Origin of the sequence: Blattabacterium cuenoti (assembly GCF_014251775.1) — a bacterium.
Lineage (GTDB): Bacteria > Bacteroidota > Bacteroidia > Flavobacteriales > Blattabacteriaceae > Blattabacterium > Blattabacterium cuenoti_H.
This window is the reverse complement of the sequence record NZ_CP059199.1, coordinates 374,689-395,549: the sequence shown is the minus strand read 5'-3', so window position 1 is coordinate 395,549 and position 20,861 is coordinate 374,689. Positions and strand designations below refer to the sequence as shown.

Annotated in this window: 19 protein-coding genes; 13 read left to right on the top strand and 6 right to left on the bottom strand. The window is 21.3% G+C overall.

The genetic code is table 11. The features are described 5' to 3' along the window. Window positions 1–9 precede the first annotated feature (9 nt). Window positions 10–1,392 carry a tRNA (N6-isopentenyl adenosine(37)-C2)-methylthiotransferase MiaB gene (miaB, locus tag H0H58_RS01950; RefSeq protein ID WP_185864889.1) on the bottom strand — a complete coding sequence of 461 codons (1,383 nt, stop codon included), beginning with the start codon at window positions 1,390–1,392 and terminating at the stop codon, window positions 10–12. Between the two features lie 19 nt (window positions 1,393–1,411). Next, on the bottom strand, window positions 1,412–2,587 hold the full coding sequence (pncB, locus tag H0H58_RS01945) for a nicotinate phosphoribosyltransferase (protein WP_185864888.1): 1,176 nt from the start codon (window positions 2,585–2,587) through the stop codon (window positions 1,412–1,414). Between the two features lie 371 nt (window positions 2,588–2,958). Between pncB and dapA the strand changes: the two genes are divergently transcribed. From dapA to H0H58_RS01925, 4 genes are all read left to right on the top strand, one after another. After that, window positions 2,959–3,858: a 4-hydroxy-tetrahydrodipicolinate synthase gene (dapA, locus tag H0H58_RS01940; RefSeq protein WP_185864887.1), complete on the top strand. Its 900-nt coding sequence runs from the start codon at window positions 2,959–2,961 to the stop codon at window positions 3,856–3,858. Between the two features lie 11 nt (window positions 3,859–3,869). Next, window positions 3,870–4,373: a ferritin gene (locus tag H0H58_RS01935; protein WP_185864886.1), complete on the top strand. Its 504-nt coding sequence runs from the start codon at window positions 3,870–3,872 to the stop codon at window positions 4,371–4,373. Window positions 4,374–4,450: 77 nt separating this feature from the next. Then, a complete protein-coding gene (locus H0H58_RS01930) occupies window positions 4,451–4,987 on the top strand; it encodes an outer membrane protein assembly factor BamD (protein WP_185864885.1) in 537 nt (178 codons plus the stop codon). Beyond that, complete coding sequence (locus H0H58_RS01925; protein WP_185864884.1) at window positions 4,980–5,306, top strand: hypothetical protein; 327 nt, start codon at window positions 4,980–4,982, stop codon at window positions 5,304–5,306. The genes H0H58_RS01930 and H0H58_RS01925 overlap by 8 nt, the downstream gene beginning before the upstream one ends. Before the next feature lie 27 nt (window positions 5,307–5,333). On the opposite strand, the gene fsa is transcribed toward H0H58_RS01925, so the two are convergent. Then, on the bottom strand, window positions 5,334–5,999 hold the full coding sequence (gene fsa / locus H0H58_RS01920; RefSeq protein ID WP_185864883.1) for a fructose-6-phosphate aldolase: 666 nt from the start codon (window positions 5,997–5,999) through the stop codon (window positions 5,334–5,336). 135 nt (window positions 6,000–6,134) lie between these two features. Between fsa and lpdA the strand changes: the two genes are divergently transcribed. From lpdA to obgE, 3 genes are read left to right on the top strand one after another with little or no spacing between them, the layout of a single operon-like run. After that, window positions 6,135–7,541, top strand: coding sequence for a dihydrolipoyl dehydrogenase (gene lpdA, locus H0H58_RS01915; protein ID WP_185864882.1), 1,407 nt, complete (start codon window positions 6,135–6,137; stop codon window positions 7,539–7,541). A gap of 57 nt (window positions 7,542–7,598) precedes the next feature. Next, a complete protein-coding gene (locus tag H0H58_RS01910) occupies window positions 7,599–8,186 on the top strand; it encodes a nucleoside monophosphate kinase (protein WP_185864881.1) in 588 nt (195 codons plus the stop codon). Further along, a complete protein-coding gene (gene obgE / locus H0H58_RS01905) occupies window positions 8,183–9,187 on the top strand; it encodes a GTPase ObgE (RefSeq protein ID WP_185864880.1) in 1,005 nt (334 codons plus the stop codon). Before H0H58_RS01910 ends, obgE begins: the two co-directional genes overlap by 4 nt. On the opposite strand, the gene clpX is transcribed toward obgE, so the two are convergent. Continuing rightward, window positions 9,165–10,358: an ATP-dependent Clp protease ATP-binding subunit ClpX gene (clpX, locus tag H0H58_RS01900; RefSeq protein ID WP_185864879.1), complete on the bottom strand. Its 1,194-nt coding sequence runs from the start codon at window positions 10,356–10,358 to the stop codon at window positions 9,165–9,167. The two genes, obgE and clpX, sit on opposite strands and share 23 nt — an antisense overlap. A gap of 210 nt (window positions 10,359–10,568) precedes the next feature. Here clpX and H0H58_RS01895 point away from each other — a divergent pair, with 210 nt between their 5' ends. Together H0H58_RS01895 and H0H58_RS01890 are read left to right on the top strand one after the other, a co-directional pair. Next, window positions 10,569–12,206, top strand: a complete 1,638-nt coding sequence (locus H0H58_RS01895) for a CTP synthase (protein ID WP_185864878.1) — start codon at window positions 10,569–10,571, stop codon at window positions 12,204–12,206. Between the two features lie 21 nt (window positions 12,207–12,227). Then, on the top strand, window positions 12,228–13,937 hold the full coding sequence (locus H0H58_RS01890; protein WP_185864877.1) for a YidC/Oxa1 family insertase periplasmic-domain containing protein: 1,710 nt from the start codon (window positions 12,228–12,230) through the stop codon (window positions 13,935–13,937). Between the two features lie 19 nt (window positions 13,938–13,956). Here H0H58_RS01890 and H0H58_RS01885 read toward each other — a convergent pair whose 3' ends face one another. Further along, window positions 13,957–14,718 carry a biotin--[acetyl-CoA-carboxylase] ligase gene (locus H0H58_RS01885; protein WP_185864876.1) on the bottom strand — a complete coding sequence of 254 codons (762 nt, stop codon included), beginning with the start codon at window positions 14,716–14,718 and terminating at the stop codon, window positions 13,957–13,959. A gap of 44 nt (window positions 14,719–14,762) precedes the next feature. Between H0H58_RS01885 and rsfS the strand changes: the two genes are divergently transcribed. The 3 genes from rsfS (at window position 14,763) to H0H58_RS01870 (ending at window position 18,260) form a co-directional block, all read left to right on the top strand. Then, on the top strand, window positions 14,763–15,092 hold the full coding sequence (gene rsfS / locus H0H58_RS01880; RefSeq protein ID WP_185864875.1) for a ribosome silencing factor: 330 nt from the start codon (window positions 14,763–14,765) through the stop codon (window positions 15,090–15,092). Between the two features lie 74 nt (window positions 15,093–15,166). Beyond that, window positions 15,167–17,122 (top strand): ATP-dependent zinc metalloprotease FtsH, encoded by a 1,956-nt coding sequence (ftsH, locus tag H0H58_RS01875; protein ID WP_185864874.1) that lies wholly within the window; start codon window positions 15,167–15,169, stop codon window positions 17,120–17,122. Window positions 17,123–17,594: 472 nt separating this feature from the next. Next, window positions 17,595–18,260 carry a phosphatidylserine decarboxylase family protein gene (locus H0H58_RS01870; RefSeq protein ID WP_238785121.1) on the top strand — a complete coding sequence of 222 codons (666 nt, stop codon included), beginning with the start codon at window positions 17,595–17,597 and terminating at the stop codon, window positions 18,258–18,260. Between the two features lie 28 nt (window positions 18,261–18,288). Here the strand turns inward: H0H58_RS01870 and dnaK are convergent, their stop codons facing one another. Then, window positions 18,289–20,205: a molecular chaperone DnaK gene (dnaK, locus tag H0H58_RS01865; RefSeq protein WP_185864873.1), complete on the bottom strand. Its 1,917-nt coding sequence runs from the start codon at window positions 20,203–20,205 to the stop codon at window positions 18,289–18,291. Window positions 20,206–20,413: 208 nt separating this feature from the next. Between dnaK and rplM the strand changes: the two genes are divergently transcribed. Further along, window positions 20,414–20,857 carry a 50S ribosomal protein L13 gene (gene rplM, locus H0H58_RS01860; RefSeq protein WP_185864872.1) on the top strand — a complete coding sequence of 148 codons (444 nt, stop codon included), beginning with the start codon at window positions 20,414–20,416 and terminating at the stop codon, window positions 20,855–20,857. Window positions 20,858–20,861: the final 4 nt, after the last annotated feature.

Here is a 20,861-nt window from a genome sequence, read left to right as displayed (position 1 = left end):
TTTTTTTATTTAAATAATATGTCCTATCAATGTAGCTGATGTATATTTTATTATATTGACTAATACCAATTCTCCTATTTTTAAATGTTTTTTTTTTGGAAAAACTACCACTAAATTTTGTGAATTTCTTCCGTACCAATGTTCGTGATTTTTTTTAGATTCTCCTTCTATTAATATTTCTTGATTTTTTCCTAAAAATTCATTCATTCTAAATAAAGAATGTTCTTTTTGTAATGTTATTATTTCTTTTAATCTTCTTTTTTTTATATATTTAGGAACATTGTCAATTAATTTTTTATCAGCATAAGTACCTGGTCTAGGCGAATAAGAAAACATATATCCATAATTATATTTAACCTTATTCATTAAACTTATGGTATCTAAATGGTCTTTTTCGTTTTCATTGCAAAATCCTATCATTATATCATGTGATATAGAACAATTAGGAATGATATTTCTGATTTTTTTAATTAAAAATAGATAATTTTCACGTGAATATTTTCTATTCATCAATTTAAGAATTTTATTGCTACCTGATTGAACTGGTAAATGAATATGTTTACATATATTATTATATTTACTTATGGTTATTAAAACATCATCAGACATATCATGTGGATTAGATGTAGTAAAACGAATTCTTATTTTAGGAAAATTTTCAGCTATAATTTTTAATAGATTAGCAAAATTTATTGTTTGATCTTTATTATTATTGTTCCATTTATAAGAATTTACATTTTGTCCTAGTAAAACTACTTCTTTATATCCCTTTTTATATAATTTATAACATTCTTTAATTATATAATCGGGATTAATACTCAACTCTCTACCTCTTGTAAAAGGAACAATACAAAAAGTACACATATTATTACATCCTCTTATTATACTTAAAAATGTAGTTATACTTTTATTTTTTATTCTATACGGTGTAATATCTTCATAAGATTCGCTGCTGTTATTTTGATGATGATAATTATTATAATGAATTTTATCTTTTTTCCCTTTTTTTAAAGAAATAATAATGTTAGGTATTATTTTATATGAATTAGGTTTTATAAAAAAATCTATCTTAGATTTTTTTAATAAAGAATCTTTAAATTTTTTTGAAAAACATCCTAAAACTCCAAATAAAACTCCATTTTTTTTTAAATATTTTAATTCTTCTATATGATTTTTTAAAATTATTTCTGGTTTTTCTCTAATTGAACAAGAATTAAATAAAATAATATTTGCATCTTTAATATTATTTGATAAGTAAAATCCGTTTTTTAATAAAATAGATGTAATTATATCGCTATCAGAAAGATTCATTTGACATCCATAATTTTTAATATAAAAACTTTTTTTTTGAATATAACTTGATTTTTCTATATTTTTGGACTCTATTTTCATATTAATAGTAAAAATTATTTTATAATAAACTGAGCATTTTTTTTGCTATAAAAATCATTTTTTTTTCTCCAGTAGATTTTTCTTTTGAATTAGAAAGTTTTACTACTGATATCCATTTTTTTCTTAAAAATATTTTTGTCATTTTTATTACAATCTTCATAGAAGGTAACCCCACATCATTCGTAAAATTTGTTCCTATTCCAAAAATAGGTATTATTTTATTTTTACAAAATTTTGATATATATTGTACTTTATATGGATTTAAATTATCTGAAAATATAATTTTTTTTTTATTAGGATTAATTTTAAACTTTTTATAATGTTTTATAGTTTCTTTTATAAAAGAAATTGGATCACCGCTATCATGCCTAATGCCTAAATAAATATTAGATAACTTTTCATTAAAATTTTTAAAAAAAATTTTAGAAGTATATGTATCAGATAATGCTATTCCTAATTTATCATTATATATATTTAACCAATTTTCCATGGCAATTTGATCAGCTAAATTAAATCCATATTTAGCAGCGTGAAACATAATCCATTCATGTCCTTGAGTCCCTATAGGTTTTATGGAGAAAAATTTAGATAAATAAATATTGCTGCTACCAACAAAAATTGGTTTTGCTTCTTCTACTAAAAGATTTAATACTAATTTATGTACATTAAAAGAATATCTTCTTCTAGTTCCATATTCTCCAATTTTTACCTTTAATTTTTTATATTTTTTTATTTTTTCTTTGGTTAAAATCTGTATTTTTTTATCAGAAAATGGTTTTGTTCCTGTTAATTTATAATATAATTCAGAAATAATAGCCATTAAAGGTACTTCCCATAGTATAGTTCTATACCATAGTCCTTCTATGTTCATTTTAATAGAGGTTCCTTTTTGAAAAATTTTTACTTCTTTAGGATTAAATTGATATTTATCTAAAAAATCTATATAAGATTTATCTAAATAAGGACAATATTTTTCTAAATATTTTTTTTCATCATTTGAAAGCTTTAAATATGCCATATTATTTAAATTTTCTTCTAAAATTTTAGAAAAATTTTTTGGAAAAAAATACTTTCCTCTATTAATAAATTCATATTTAGCTTTTACTAATGGAAAAAGTTTTATAATAGCATTTTGCATTGTAAACTTATAAAAATCATTATCTAATAACGATGAAATAATAAAAAAATTTTTCATGAATAACTTTATAACTTAAATGCTTAAAAAAATGAAAAATTATAAATTTTAATTTATATAATAATTATAATTTCTAATTATTTATCTACATATTTTCTTAATAAATTATTAATTAAAATGAATTACTTATATTATTTTTTTTCTTTAATTTTATGGTAATTTTTTTCTAAATTTGTTCTAAAAATTGAAGAAATAATTAACATAATGAATTTTATTATATAATAAATAATAATTAAAAATTATATGGATTAAATATTATTATGTTTTTTTTTAAAATAGAAAAGCAAAAATAAAAATATTTTTAATTAATATGAATCTTCATCCGTTGATTATATTGAAATGCTAAGATTGAAATGCTAAGTGATAATTATATGGAAAAATTGTATGGAACTGGTGTAGCTTTAATAACCCCCTTTAAAAAAAATGGAAGTATTGATTTTAATGGATTGGAGAATTTGGTAAAATTTGTAATAAGAAATAATGTTAATTATTTGGTTACATTAGGGACTACAGCTGAAACTTCTACTCTTAGAATAGAAGAAAAAAGAGACATAGTTGAATGTATAAAATCCGCAAATTTTAAGAAAGTACCATTAATAATTGGAATTGGAGATAATAATACAAGAAATGTTATAGAACAAGTAATAAATATAAAAAATTTATCTGATTTTTATGCTGTTTTATCAGTATCTCCATATTATAATAATCCATCCCAAAATGGAATATATAAACATTATAAAACTATAGTAGAAAATACTAATATTAAATTAATTATTTATAATGTCCCCAAAAGAACTGGATCAAATATTTTACCGGAAACAGTATTACGTTTGGCTAATGATTTTAGAAAAAATATAATAGGTATAAAAGAAGCATCCGGAAATATATTGCAATCCTATAGAATTTTAAAAAATAAAATATCTAATTTTAGTGTCATATCTGGAGACGATTTTTTAACCGTTCCTATTATTTTAGGTGGAGGAGATAGTGTAATATCAGTAATAGCTCAAGGTTTCCCTAAACAGATATCTGAAATGATTAATTTAGCTATAGAAAATAAAATAAATAAATCTTTTTCAATTTTTTATAAATTGATAGATATAATTGACTTAATTTATAAAGAAGGAAATCCAACTGGAATAAAAACTTTATTAAATATAATAGGAATATGTAATCCTTATGTAAGATTACCTTTATTAATAGGGTCATGTACATTAGAAAAAAATATGCGAAATTATTTAAAAAAAATTAATTTGCATTATAATCATTAAGCTATTTAGTAATGTTTAAATTAAAAGAAAAAATAAGAATAGAATTAATTAAACAATTAAATAAAGAATTAGAATCATCCCAATTATATTTGAATATGGCTTCATGGACAGAAGTAAATGGATTTGAAGGAATATCATGTTTTTTATATGATCATTCAGAAGAAGAAAGAAAACATATGTTAAAATTAATGAAATATCTTAATAAAAGAGGATGTTTAGTTACAATAAATAATATTGTTATTAACAATAATAATAATTCTAATTCTTTAGAAGAAATTTTTCAAGAAATTTTTTATCATGAAAGAATAATATCTAAAAATATTAATTTTCTTGTTGAATTATCTTTACAAGAAAAAGATTTTTTTACATATGATTTTTTACAGTGGTATATAAAAGAACAAATGGAAGAAGAAATATTAATTAAAAGTTTTTTAGATAAGATTAAATTAATAGGAGATTCTAAAACTGGATTATATATTTTTGACCAAGAAGTAAAATCTAATTTTAAAAAATAAATATAATGAATTCAAAATTAATAATATTATTGTTATTTATATTTTTATTATTTTTTTATATTATTTATTATTTAATAATGAATAAAAAAAAATTGAAAAGGATCAATAATCATTCTAATACTAATACTGATAATATAATAGATAAAAAAAATAAAGTAAATAAAGAAAACGAAAAATTATTATTTAGAAATGTATTAAATTACTATTTATATTTATTAAATAATGATTTAGATTTAATTTATATGAGAGTAGCAATTAAAAAATTTAATTTTTTTTTGAAAAGTTATCCAAATAGTAGTAAATTTCAAGAAGTAAATAGAATGATTTATAATTTATATTATAAATTAGAAAATGAAGAATATAATAGATCTAAATTATATTTTTCTTTACATCGTTATGAATCAGCTGTTATTTATTTTCAAAATTTTTTAATTTATTTTCCTCATAGTATTTTTAAAGAAGAAATTTTATATAAAATTTGTATATCTAAATATAACCTTGATAAGGTTAAAGATTTTTTTGAATTTTATAAAGAATATATAAAAAATTATCCTAATTCTGCTAATGCTAAGGAATTAAGATATTTATATAAAAAATTAATCGAAAATGAATGATCTAAATATAGATTATATTAGTAAGGCACCGTTAAATACTGAAATAATAGATAAAATTTATTTAGAAAAATTAACTGGAAAAAATATATTTTGTACAATTTGTATCTTAGATAAGATAAGTCAAAAAATAGATAATTTAATAAAATCAGATTTGTATAAAAAATTAGAAGACTTTAATTTTACAGATAGGGATAATGGTTCTTTGGAAGAAATATTTGAAAATAAAGAACAAATAGAATTATCTAAATTTTATGAAAATCTTCCTAAACCTACATCGATAGCAATTCAATATTTATTAGATAATAAAGTAAAAATTTAATTTAACATTAGTATTGAATTTAAAATTCTAAAGAAATTTTTGATTAAAATCATTTAAAAATTTTTTTAATCCTATTTTTGTTAAAGGATGATCTAATAATGAATAAATTACTTTTAAAGGAGATGTAATTGCATGTACACCAATTTTTGCACATTCTATAATATGTATGGGGTTTCTTATTGATGCAGCTAGTATTTTAGTATTGAAATTATATTTTTCATAAATATTTTTAATTTCTTTTACTAATTCTATTCCATTATAAGAAATATCATCTAATCTCCCTATAAATGGAGATATATAATTAGCACCTAATTTAGCAGCTAATAACGCTTGTCCTACAGAAAATATTAGAGTACAATTAGTTTTTATTTTTTGAGAATAAAAAAAATTAAGAGCCTTTATTCCTTCTTTATTCATAGGAATTTTTACTATAATTTTTGGATGTAAAAGAGATAGTTTTTGTCCTTCTTTTATAATATCATTAAATGTTTTTCCAATAACTTCAATACTTATATTTTGTTCTTTTTCTTTTAGTAATTTACATATAGATATATAATGATTTTCTATTTGTTCTCGATTGAAAATAGATTCTTTAGCAATTAAAGATGGATTAGTAGTTATTCCATCTAATAAACCAATTTCTATTGCTTCTTTAATTTCTTTTAAATTAGCAGTGTCTAAGAAGAATTTCATTTAAAATATTTTTATTTCACATTTGCTTAACTAAGTTCAACAAAAAAAATATATTTTTCATTATTATATAATTAAAAATTTTTAATTTTTTCTTTTATTTTTAATTTCAAAAAAATAATTTAATATGATAATCATATGCATTTTGATGTAATTATTTTAGGTAGTGGTCCAGGAGGTTATGTAGCATCTATACGTTCATCTCAACTAGGATTGAAAACTGCAATAATAGAAAAAAATTTTATTGGAGGTATTTCTTATAATTATGGATGCGTTCCTATCAAATTTATTTTAAATAAAATAAAAATTTTACAGTTAATTAAGAAAAATCCAAATTTATTTGGAATAAATTATGATAATTTTAATATTGATTATTCTAAAATAATATTAGAGAGTAATAATATAATAAAAAAAATAAAGAATAATATTTTTTCTTTAATAAAAAAGAATAAAATACATGTTATATACGGAAAAGCTAAATTAAAGAATAGAAAAACTATTGAAGTCATACAAAATAATAATAAAAATTTGGAATTTTATGCTAAAAATATTGTTATTTCTACTGGATTAACTCATAATTTAAAAAAAAATTTATATGATGGAAAAAGAATTATAACATATAAAGAAGCATTTTCTTTATATAATAAAAATCTTAAAAAGATAATAATTATAGGTTCAGACTATATTGGAATAGAATTAGCTTGTTTTTATCATTTTATGGGAATAAAAATAATTATTGTAGAGTCAAATCCAAAAATTTTTTCAAATGGAGATTATGAAATATCTAATTATCTTAATAATTATTTTAAAAAAATTGGAATAAATATATATGTATCTTCATCTATTATTTCTATAAATAGAACAAATAATAAAACATTTGTTATTCTTAAAGTAAAAGAAAATAATAATCCTATAAAATTAGAATCAGATATGGTGATATATTCAGATCAAATGATTCCAAATACAAAATTTTTAGGATTAGAAGATATAGGAATTCAAACTGATAATGGTTATATAGTTGTAAATGAAAATTATCAAACTAATATTCCTGGTTATTATGCTATTGGAGATGTAATTAATACGCCACCTTTAGCAAGTGTTGCTATGAGAGAAGCAATTAATTGCATTGAATACATAAAAGGTTTATATCCACAAAAAATAGATTATAATAATATTCCAAAATGTATTCTTTCATATCCTGAAATTGCCTCCATAGGTTATACTGAAGAAGAATCTATAAAAAATGGTTACAAAGTTAAAATATCTAAATATTCATTTAATTCTCTTAATAGTAAAATAATTACCGGAACAAATTCAAATGGATTTATCAAAATAATTTTTGATGCTAAATATGATGAATTGTTAGGATGTCATATAATAGGAGAAAACGTAATAAATATTATATCAGAGATAATGATAGCTAGAAAATTAGAAACTACTGCTTATGAAATATTAAATTCAATTCATCCACATCCATCATTAAATGAATCAATTTCAGAATCAATTTCTATGATTTATGGAAATAATCCTATTCATTATATTTAATTATATAGTTTCATCAATAAATAATCTTTTAGATTTTGAAAATTTTAATAATCAATCATGATAAATATTGTTTTATTTGGACCACCTGGATGTGGAAAAGGGACTCAAGCTAAAATGATAGTAAGAAAATTTGGATTTATTCATTTATCTACTGGTATGATATTTAGATCTCATATGAAAAAAAATACTAAATTAGGAAATTTAGTTAATTATTATATAAAAAGCGGAAAATTAGTTCCTGATACTATTACTACCAATATATTAAATAATGAATTAAAAAAAAATCTTAAAAAAAATGGAATAATTTACGATGGTTATCCTAGAACGATTCAGCAAGTTTTTTCTTTAGAAAAGAATTTAAAAATTTTATCTTTAGGTAGAATAAATATAATTTTTTCATTTTTAATAAAAAAAAAAATAATTATCGATAGATTAATTAATAGAGGAAAAGTAAGTAATAGGATTGATGATACTAATATTTTAATAGTGAAAAAAAGAATTAATGAGTACGAAAAAGAAACTTCATTAATTTGGAAAAATAAAAAATGGAAAAAATTTTTAGTAAAAATAGATGCTACTATTTCTATTAATAGAATATCTATTTTAATAGAAAAAAATATTAATAATTTATTAAAAACATCATGAAAAATGATTTTATAGATTTTATAAAAATTTTTTGCAAAAGTGGAGATGGTGGTTCTGGATATGTAAGTTTTTATAAAAATAAATTTTTTATGAAGAAAAAATCATCTAGAGGATCAGGTGGTAACGGGGGACATATATTTATAAAAGGAAATTCTAATATTAATAATTTTTTTCATTTAAGATATCATAAACATTGGATTGCTCAATCGGGAAAACCAGGTGGAAAAAATAATAAAAATGGTTCAAATGGTAAAAATCTTTTAATAGAAGTCCCATTAGGTACTATTGTAAAAGATTCCAGTAATAATAAAATTGTCGAATTTATTAAATCTTCTACTAAAAAAATGCTATTTAAAGGTGGACAAGGAGGAAAGGGTATAAATTTTTTTTCTTATAAAAAAAAAAATCATGCCTGTTCTTCAATTAAAAATGGAATAAAAACAAAAGGAAAATGGATAACTTTAGAGTTAAAAATATTAGCTGATATAGGAATTATAGGTCTTCCTAATGTAGGAAAATCTAGCCTACTTTCTGTAATAACAAATGCAAAACCAAAAATAGGTGCTTATTCTTTTACTAATATAAGACCTATTTTAGGAGTGATTAAAAAGAATTTTGATAATTTTACAATAGCAGATATTCCAGGAATTATAAAAAATTCTTCTAAAGGTAGAGGTTTAGGAATAAATTTTTTAAGACATATAGAAAGGAATTCGGTTTTATTATTTTTGATTTCTCCTGAAAAAAGAAATGAGAAAGAACAATATTTAATGTTATTAAATGAATTAGGCAATTTTAACTCTAATTTATTAAAAAAGCAACGTTTATTAGCTATATCTAAATCAGATTTAATTGATAATGATAATCTAAAGAAAGATATTTCATACAAATTTTCAAAATTAAATGAAGATATCATTTTTATTTCTTCTTTGAAAAAAGAAGGAATAAAAGAATTAATAGATAAATTATATAATTTAATTAAAAAGAAGAAAGCTTATTAATAACTATATCTTTGGTAATATTTAAATTATTTTGAGTATCTTCTATATTAAATCTATAATCTAATAATATTTTTTCTAAAAAAACACGTAAACCTCTAGCTCCTAATCCTAGTTTAAAAGTTTTTTCTACGATAATATCTATTGCTTCATTTGTTATATCTAATTTTATTTTATCTAGATAGAATAATTGTTTATATTGTTTCAATAAAGAATTTTTAGGATTAATCAAAATTTTTTTTAATATATTTTTATCCAAAGGATTTAAATGAGTTATAATAGAAAATCTTCCTATTAATTCAGGAATTAATCCGAATTTTATTAGATCTAATGGAGAAATATTATCTATAATATTTTCATTTTTTTTAATTTTTTCTTTTTTTAAAAAACCTATTGTATTTTGATTAATTCTATTTCGAATAATAGTCTTAATTCCATTAAAAGTCCCACCAGCTATAAATAATATATTATCAGTATTTATTGGTATCATTTTTTGTTCTGGATGTTTTCTACCACCTTGAGGCGGTACAAATACAATAGTCCCCTCTAATATTTTTAATAAAGCTTGTTGTACTCCTTCTCCAGATACATCTCTGGTTATAGATGGATTATCATTTTTTCTAGCTATTTTATCTATTTCATCTATAAAAACAACTCCATTTTCTGTTGAATTTACATCATAATTTGCAGATTGTAATAATCTAGTTAAAATAGACTCTACATCTTCACCTACATAACCAGCTTCAGTTAAAGCAGTAGCATCAGCTATTGCAAAAGGAACATTTAATAATGTTGCAATACTTTTTGCAAATAAAGTTTTTCCAGTTCCTGTATCTCCAATTAATAATATATTAGATTTTTCTAAAATCAAATCATCTTTATTGGACTCATTAATAAAATTAATTTTTTTATAATGATCATATACAGAAACAGAAATAATTTTTTTTGCTCTTTCTTGCCCCATAATATTTTGATCTAAGAAGTATTTTATTTTTTTAGGATTTTTCATTTTTTTTAAAGTAGATTTGTCTTTAATAGACCTCATATTATTGTGAATAATAGAATAACTTTTTTCTACACAAAAATTGCAAATATGTGCATCAATACCTGATATTAAAATAATTAAATCTTCTTTTTTTTTTCCACAAAAAGTGCATTTTAGTAAATCTTCCATAAGAAAATATATAAGGAATAAAAAAAACGGGCAAGCTTTACTATATCACATCGCTACTACTACATTTTGTCCTTGCTATGTTCCCATCCTAGGGATTTAAATTAAGGAGCAGATTGTATAGAACTTACCCGAACTTGGCAAATATAAAAAAAAATCATTAAATTCTTTGCGAATTTATATAAAAAATTATGTTATTCATATTTTAATTATATGTCTATAGTAAAAACGAAATATGTTTTTGTTACTGGTGGAGTAACTTCGTCCTTGGGAAAAGGAGTAGTAACTGCTTCATTAGGAATGTTATTGAAGTCTAGAGGATATAAAATTTTTTTATTAAAATTAGATCCTTATTTAAACATAGATTCGGGAACTTTAAATCCATATGAGCATGGAGAATGTTTTGTAACTAAAGATGGATTGGAAACAGATATGGATTTAGGTCATTATGAAAGATTTTTAAATCAAACTACCACCAAAGAAAATAATATTACATCAGGATTCATTTATAAAACTGTTATAGATAATGAAAGAAAAGGAATTTATTTAGGAAAAACTGTTCAAGTTATCCCTCATATAACTGATGAAATAAAAAAACATATAAAAAAAATTGGAAAATTTGGTTATGATATAATTATAGTAGAAATAGGGGGAACAATAGGGGATATAGAAGTTTTACCCTATATTGAAGCAGTACGTCAATTAAAATGGGAATTAAAAAAATTTAATGGATTAATGATTCATTTAACATTATTACCATTTATTTCAGCTACTGGAGAAATAAAAACTAAGCCTACTCAACATTCGGTAAGAAATTTAATGGAAAATGGTATTCAAGTAGATATAATTGTTTGTAGAACTAGTAGTCATATATCTAATTATATTAAGAAAAAAATAGCATTATTTTGTAATGTACAATCTGTAAATGTAATTGAATCAATTGATACAAAAATTATATATGAAATTCCTTATTTATTGCATATGCAAAATTTTGATCAAATGGTATTAAATTTTTTAAATTTAAAATCAATAAAAACTAAAACTAAAAACTTTTATTTAGAACATTGGAAATCTTTCATAAAAAAATATAAAAATCCAAAATATAAAGTAAAAATAGCATTAGTTGGAAAATATGTTACTTTACATGATTCTTATAAATCCATAAGAGAATCATTAATTCACGCAGGAACAATAAATGATATTTACGTTCAAATAAAATGGATTTATTCTGAAAATATTATAAAAGAAGAAAATATTCAAAAAATTTTTAAAAATATTTCTGGAATTTTGATAGCTCCAGGTTTTGGAAAAAGAGGAGTAAAAGGAAAAATATTAGCTGTAAAATATGCTAGAGAAAATAAAATACCATTTCTTGGAATTTGTCTAGGAATGCAAATTTCTGTAATAGAATTTGCCAGAAATGTTTTAGGAATAAAAGATGCTGATAGTTCTGAAGTAAATCCTTTAACCCCTAATCCAGTTATTGATTTAATGAATAAACAAAAAAATATTTTATATAAAGGTGGAACAATGAGATTAGGAGATTGGAAATGTAGTCTAGTAAAAGATTCTAAATTATTTTCTATTTATAAAAAGAAATATATTGTTGAAAGACATAGACATAGATATGAATTTAATAATAAATATATAGATATTTTTTCTAGAGCAGGAATGAAAATAGTAGGAATAAATCCAGAAACTAATTTAGTAGAAGCTTTAGAATTAAAAAATCATATATTTTTTATAGGGGTGCAATATCATCCAGAATATAAAAGTACAGTAATTAATCCCCATCCATTATTTATTTCTTTTGTATTATTTTCTAAAAAATATAAATCTTATGATATTTAAGAATTATTTCTCTCTATTATTATGAATAACAATAGAAATTTAGATTATAGTTCTATAATAGGTTTTTTTCTTATTCTTATTGTTTTAATAGTATTTACATTTTTTTTGAATAAAAATAATTTTATAGAGAAAAAAGAAAATGAATTTTTTAATCAGAAAGCTAATTTTTTAATTAGAAAAAGAAATATAAAAGAGAGATATTCTAATCTAGAAAATGATGTTTTAAAATTAAGAATTTCAAATATTGGTGGAATAATAGATAAGGTATTTCTTAAAAAATATAAATCTTATGATAAAGTAGCTAATTCTCATGTAAAAAATCTTTTTTTAGTAAAAAAAAATAGTTTTTTACATAGAATATTTTTTTCTAATTCAAGAAATAGTAAGAATACTTTAAGTACAGAAAAAATATTTTTTAAACCTTTTATTAGAAAAGAAAATGATGATTATATTATTTTAGTTATGAAAGCCATATTTCCTAATATAAAAAAAGGAAATTTATATTATGTATATAAAATAAAAAAAGGTAGATATTATAGCGTAGATTTTTCTATTAAAATGAATAATATTCCATATAATTTATCAAGTTTAGATTTTCAACAATATTTATTTTCTGTAGAAAAAGATAGAAATTGGGAAAATTCTTATACCAAATTATATTATTTGTCTTCTTATAAAGATGATAATAATTTTGTTAAAAATTTATCTGAAAAAAATATAGTAGAAAAGAATATTTCCAATATAAATTGGATAGCCGCTAAACAACAGTTTTTTTCCACTATAATTTATTCAGATAAAATATTAAAAGATGTATTTATTTATTCTAAAAATTATTTTGATGGAAAAATTTTAAAAAAAATTTATATAAGTACTCCTTTAAATAAAAAAAAAAATAAAGAATCTAATTTTTATTTTCATTTTTATTTTGGTCCATTAAATTTTAATATTTTAAAAAAATATGAAAATAATTTTGAAGATATTATTCCATTTGGATGGGGGATATTAAAATATATTAATAAATATTTTTTTTTAACAATTTTTCAATTTTTAGAAAAGAGTAATTTTAGTTATGGAATCATTGTAATTTTAATGACTATGGTAGTAAAATTACTATTATATCCAATTACTTATAAACAATATAAGTTAAATGCAATTATGAAATTAATTCGTCCAGATATAGAAAAATTAAATAATCAATTTAAAGATAAAGATGTCATAAGAAAACAACAAGCTATTATGGAATTATACAAAAAAGTTGGAATAAACCCCATGTCAGGTTGTTTATCTGCATTATTTCAAATTCCAATTTTTTATTCATTATTTAAATTTTTTCCTACATTAATTAATTTAAGAGGGGAATCATTCTTATGGGTAGATGATTTGACATCATATGATTCTATTTTAGAATTACCTTTTTCTATTCCTTTTTATGGAAATCATGTTAGTTTATTAACATTGCTATATTCTATTGCATTATTAGTTTATACCAAAATAAGTAGTAATAGTGAAAAAGGAATTTATAATAATAATGAAGATTCAATATTTTCTAATATTGATATTATGTTATATTTAATGCCTTTTATTATGTTATTATTTATTAATAGTTATGCATCTGCTTTATCCTTGTACTATTTTACATCTAATTTAATTAATATTATATTTTTTATAATTATAAAAAAATTTCTTTTAAATGAAGAAAAAATTCTTTTAAGAATAAGAACTATAAAATAGTTATAATAAACTAACTAAATTAATTAGTTAATATTATATCTTCTTGCCAAAATGAATGTAATTTGTTATTTATTTCAATCAATAAAAATCCTTTATCTGTTATTGATTGAATAGTTCCAAAAACAAATAATTTTTTTTTAGGATAAAAAAAATTATTTGTTATATTTTTCATATACAAATTATCAATATAATATTTTTTTATTATTTTTGTTCCGAATTTTAAAAAAATAAGATATTCTTTTTGAATAAAAAAGACTAACTTAAAAATTAAGTAATCTATATCAAATTTTACATTAAATATTTTTTCTAATGAAGTAGCGTTCCATTTTTCATTAAAAATCTTTTGTTTAACGTTTATTCCTATTCCAATAATAGAAAATTTTATTGTATTGGATCTAATATAGTTTTCTATTAGTATTCCACCTATTTTTTTATTTTTAATTATTATATCATTTGGCCATTTAATCCAAATAGGATAATTAATTTCTGCATATAATATTTTATGAATGGCATTACTAATAATAATATTTATTAAAAATATATTTTTGATTAAAATGTTTTTAGGATTGAATATAATACTAAATGTTATATTTTTATTACATTCTGATAACCAAAAACCTTTTTTCCCAAGGCCTTTGAATTGTTTTCTAGAAAAAATAACAATCCATTCATTGAGAATAGTTGAATATAATTTTTGTTTAATATATAATTTTGCAAATTTATTAGTTGAATCTACTTCTTTTAAATAAATTATTTTTATAGGCCAAATAAAATTTTTCAATTATTTTTGTTTTTTATCAAATTTAAAATTTTAAAATATTCATTTTGTTTTTAAAAAAAATTATAAAGGGAATTCAAGAAGTTAAAGGAGAAAATATATCTATACTAAATTTTAAAAAAAAAGAAAATCTTATATATGATTATTTTGTTATTTGCGATGGTAAATCCAGAAATCAAGTTTATGCCATATTTCAATCAATAGAAAAAATTATTAAAAATGAATTTAAACAAATGCCTAGACATATAGAAGGATTAAAAAATAAAAATTGGATATTAGTGGATTATATTAATATTGTAATTCATATCTTTCAAAAAGAATTTCGTTCGTATTATAATATAGAAGGTATTTGGAATGATATATTATATAATGTATAGAGATAAATTTTTATTATTTTAGTATAATAATTCTTTAAAAATAAAGAAAATAAAGAAATGGAGAAATTTTTAGTATGATAAATAAAAAAGCAAAAAATAGAAATAACTTTTTTTGGATTTATGCTGTTATACTTGCTATATTTTTGGGAATATTTTTTTTAAAATCTTTTTTTTCTAATCCTAAAAAAATAGATCAGGATACATTTTTTGAAATTTTATCAAAAGGAAAAGTAGAAAAAATTATTGTCAAACACAAAGAAATTGTTCATGTTTTTCTAAAAAAAGAATTTAATAATGATTTAATAATAAAAGATAAAAATCATAAAAATAACTGGTTTAATGAAAATGAAAAAAAAATATTTTTAATACAACAAAAACCATTACAATATGAATTTGAAATAGGAGATTTGCAATTTTTTCAAAGAAAATTTGAAAAATTAAAGACTAAATATGATTTAGATACTCTAATTGATTTTAAAAATCAACAAGAATATACACTTACTAAGTTTCTTTTAGATTATGGAATTTTCTTTTTATTATTAATAATATTTTGGATTTTTATTTTTAGAAGAATAAGTCCTACTGGTAGTGGTCCAGGAAGTCAAATATTTAATATTGGAAAATCTAAAGCTAGATTATTTGATGAAAATGATGATATAAAAATAACATTTAAAGATGTTGCTGGTTTAGAAGGAGCTAAAGAAGAAGTTCAAGAAATTGTAGATTTTTTAAAAAATCATAATAGGTATACAAAACTTGGAGGAAAAATTCCTAAAGGAGCATTGTTAATTGGTCCTCCAGGAACTGGAAAAACTTTATTAGCAAAAGCAGTAGCTGGTGAAGCAAAAGTTCCATTTTTTTCTTTATCTGGATCGGATTTTGTAGAAATGTTTGTAGGAGTAGGTGCGTCAAGAGTAAGAGATTTATTTGAAAAAGCCAAAGAAAAATGTCCATGTATAATATTTATAGATGAAATTGATGCAATAGGAAGAGCTAGGGGAAAAAGCAGTATAGCTGGATCTAATGACGAAAGGGAAAATACATTGAATCAATTGTTAACTGAGATGGATGGTTTTGAAACACAAACTAATGTTATCGTATTAGCTGCTACCAATCGTTCAGATATTTTAGATAAAGCATTATTGCGTCCAGGACGATTTGATAGAACTATTTTGGTAGATCCCCCAGAATTAAGTGAAAGAAAAGAAATATTTCGTGTTCATTTAAAAAAATTAGTTTTATCTAAAAATATAGATATTAATTTTTTAGCTAGACAAACTCCTGGTTTTAGTGGTGCAGATATAGCTAATGTTTGTAATGAATCTGCTCTTATTGCAGCAAGAAAAAATAGAAATAAAATAAGAAATCAAGATTTTTTAGATGCAATAGATCGTATAATAGGTGGATTGGAGAAAAAAAATAAAATAATAAAACCCAATGAAAAAAGGAGAATAGCTTATCATGAAGCTGGACATGCAGCTATTAGTTGGTTATTAGAACATGCTTCTCCTTTGGTAAAAGTTACTATAGTTCCTAGAGGTCGATCTTTAGGATCTGCATGGTATCTTCCTGAAGAAAGACAACTAACAACTCCAGAACAAATGAAAGATGAAATTTGTTCATTATTAGCAGGAAGATCAGCTGAAGAAATTATTTTTAAAACAGTTTCTACTGGTGCTTTAAATGATTTAGAAAGAGTAACAAAACAAGCACAATCGATGATAGCTATTTTTGGTTTAAATGATAGAATTGGAAATATTTCTTATTATGATTCTACTGGACAAGATGAATTTAGTTTTTCAAAACCTTATAGTGAAAAAACAGCTCAAATTATTGATGAAGAAATATTTAAAATGATTACGGAACAATATGAAAGAGCAAAAAAAATATTAAATGATAATAAGAAGAAACTAATCATTTTAGCCAATGAATTATTAGATAAAGAAGTATTATTTAGGGATGATTTAGAAAAAATTTTTGGAAAACGTGATTTTCCTGATGAAATTGGTGATCTTCTTGAAGATAATTAACAAAAATATATTGATTAAATATTTTAAACATAGATAAAAATTATTAAAAATTCTAATTTTTTTAAATAGATTATTTTTTTTTGGATTTATATATATTATTTTAATTTTTTATCCATTTTTAATGGAGAAAAAATGTTTTAGATTTAGAATAATTAATCTTTTTATTATTTATTGAATTAACTTTTTGATGAATTTGAATATTATAATATTTAATTAAATTAATATTTATATTTTTTCTATGATTAATTTTTTTTCTGAAGAGTTAAGTAAATAAAAAAATAATTCAAATTAGTAGATATTTGGATTTATATTATTTCTTATTTATTTATTATGTTTTATTTATAAATTTTATATAATAATATTTAATAATTCTTATTTTAGTTTTGGATAAATTAAATAGTTCTATTTTTATAATTTTTTATTGTTTTCATAGTAATAATTAGTGTTTTCATATTGATCTTAAATTATATTTATGATGATACACAAAGAAGGAATACCATTATTGATTTATATATTAATATTTATAATAATAATATTAATCTTAGTTTTTTTTTTATTTTCTAAAAAAGTTTTTTATTCAATAGTTTTTTTATGTTCAATATTTTATTCATTTGTTATTTATTTTTTTAGAAATCCTAAAAGAAATTTTTTAGATGATAGTAAAACTAATGTTTTAGTTTCTCCAGCTGATGGAAAAATTTTAGATATAAAAAATATTTTTGAAAATGAATATTTAAAAAAAAAATGTATTAAAATATCTATTTTTTTATCGTTATTTGATGTACATGTAAATAGATATCCTATTTCAGGAAAAATTGTTTATGTTAAACATCATCCTGGAAAATATTATGTAGCTTGGTTAGAAAAATCTTCATTAGAAAATGAACATACCACAATAGTTATAATAGATAAAAATAAAAGAAAAAAAATTTTATTAAGACAAATTGCTGGATTATTAGCCCGTCGTATTAGTTTTTATGCAAAAAAAAATACAGTTGTAAAAAAAGGTGAAGAATTAGGTTTTATTAAATTTGGATCTAGATTAGATATTTTTATACCATTAAATTCTAAATTATTAATAAAAAAGGGAGAAAAAGTTGTAGGAGGAATAACTGAAATTTCCATTATTCCAAAATAATACTCCCTTTATTCTTTATTTTATTAATTTATTTTACTTCTTCATAATCTACATCTTGTACATTATCCTCTTCTTTTTTATCATTTTTTTGTTTTTTATCATTTATAGTATTTGTAGTATTATTAGTAGATTTTTCTGAATTATTTGTGGTATTATATATCTTTTGAGATAAATTCATCCATAATTCATTTAATTTTTTTATACAATTATCAATAGAATCTAATTCTTTTTTAGAACGTGCAGTTTTTAATTGATCTAGATAATCATTTAAATTTTTTAAATCTTCTTTTGATAATTTATCTTTATGATCTTTAATATTTTTTTCATATTGGAAAATATGGTTATCTGCAAAATTTAACTTTTCTATTTCTTTTTTGGTTTTTTCATCTTTTTGGGCATTTATTTCTGCTTCTTTTTTCATTCTATCTATCTCTTTTTGATCTAATCCTGAAGATGTTTCAATTCTAATAGAATGATTTTTTCCAGTTCCTTTATCTTTTGCTGAAACGCTTAATATACCATTAGCATTTATATCAAATGTAACTTCTATTTGTGGTACGCCTCTGGGTGCAGGAGGAATATCTATTAAATCAAATCTTCCAATTTCTTTATTATCTTTAAACATAGGTCTTTCACCTTGTCCAACTCGAATAGTAACAGCAGATTGATTATCAGCTGCAGTTGAGAAAACTTCAGATTTTTTTGTAGGAATTGTAGTATTAGATTCAATTAATTTGGTATATACTCCGCCTAATGTTTCAATCCCTAACGATAATGGTGTTACATCTAATAATAAAACATCTTGAACATCACCAGTTAGTACTCCGCCTTGGATTGCAGCTCCAATAGCAACTACTTCATCTGGATTAACTCCTTTAGAAGGGGTTTTTTTAAAAAAATTCTCTACTTCGTCTTGAACTTTTGGAATCCTAGTTGAACCTCCTACTAAAATTACTTCATCGATATCGTTAGTAGTTAAATTAGCATCTTTTAAAGCTTTAGAACATGGGTTGATAGATCTTTTAATTAATTTATCAGAAAGTTGTTCAAATTTTGATCGGGTTAAAGTAATTACTAAATGTTTTGGACCAGATTCAGTAGCTGTAATATATGGTAGATTTATTTCTGTCTGATTTGATGAGGATAATTCAATTTTGGCTTTTTCAGATGCTTCTTTTAAACGTTGTAATGCCATCGGATCTTTTCTTAAATCTACTCCTTCATTAGACTTAAAAAAATTAGCAAGATAATCTATTATAACTTGATCAAAATTATCTCCCCCTAAATGAGTATCTCCATTAGTAGAAAGAACCTCAAAAACACCATCACCTAATTCTAGAATAGATACATCAAAAGTACCACCACCTAAATCATATACTACTATTTTTTTATTTTGATTACTTTTATCTAATCCATATGCTAGAGCTGCTGCAGTAGGTTCATTAATAATTCTTTCAACTTTTAATCCAGCTATTTCTCCAGATTCTTTTGTAGACTGTCTTTGAGCGTCATTGAAATATGCAGGAACAGTAATAACAGCTCTTTTTATTTCTTGCCCTAAGTAATCTTCGGCAGTTTTTTTCATTTTTTGTAATATCATAGCAGATATTTCTTGAGGCGCATATAGTCTTTTATCAATGTCTACTCTAGGCGTATCATTTCCACCTCTTATGATTTTATAAGGAATATGTTTTAATTCTTCAGATATTTCTGAATAGTTTCTTCCCATAAATCTTTTAATTGAAAAAATAGTTTTTTGTGGATTAGTTACAGATTGCCTTTTCGCAGGATCTCCAATTTTTCTTTCACCTCCATCTACGAATGCTACTATAGATGGTGTTGTTCTTTTTCCTTCTGAATTAGGAATTACTACTGGATCTGTAACTTCCATAACAGCAACACAGGAATTCGTTGTTCCTAAATCTATACCTATAATTTTACTCATGATTCTATAATAAATTGGTTTATTTTAATTAACTATACTTAATGTATCTTCAATCATTATGCCATAATTTAAATAAAACTATATAATTAATAATATATGACAGTAAAAATGATTGTTAAATTTTTTTTTTTATGACAAAAAGTCATTTTTTTTATTTTTTTTTAAAAATACTTATCTTTAAAAGATAAAGAGTAAAAATATTTAATTTATGGATCCATTGAGTTTTAAGACTACTTTAGTTAAAAAAAAATTAGTAAAAAAATCATGGGTTCTTTTAGATGCAACTAATCAGATTCTTGGTCGACTTTCTTCTAGAATAGCTTATATAATTATGGGGAAAAATAAACCATATTATTCACCGAATATAAATTGTGGCGATTATGTTATAGTTATAAATTCTAATTATATAAAACTTACTGGAAAAAAATGGGATACAAAAAAATATATTAGTTATACAGGATATCCTGGAGGTAAAAAAATAATTTTTGTAAAAAATTTATTTAATAAAGATTCTAGAATTTTGATATATAAGGCAGTAAAAAGAATGTTACCAAAAAATCGTTTAGGACGATTAATTTTTAAAAAAAATCTTTATGTTTATAAAGATTCTTTTCATAAACATTTAGCTCAAAATCCTATTTTATTAAAATAAAAAT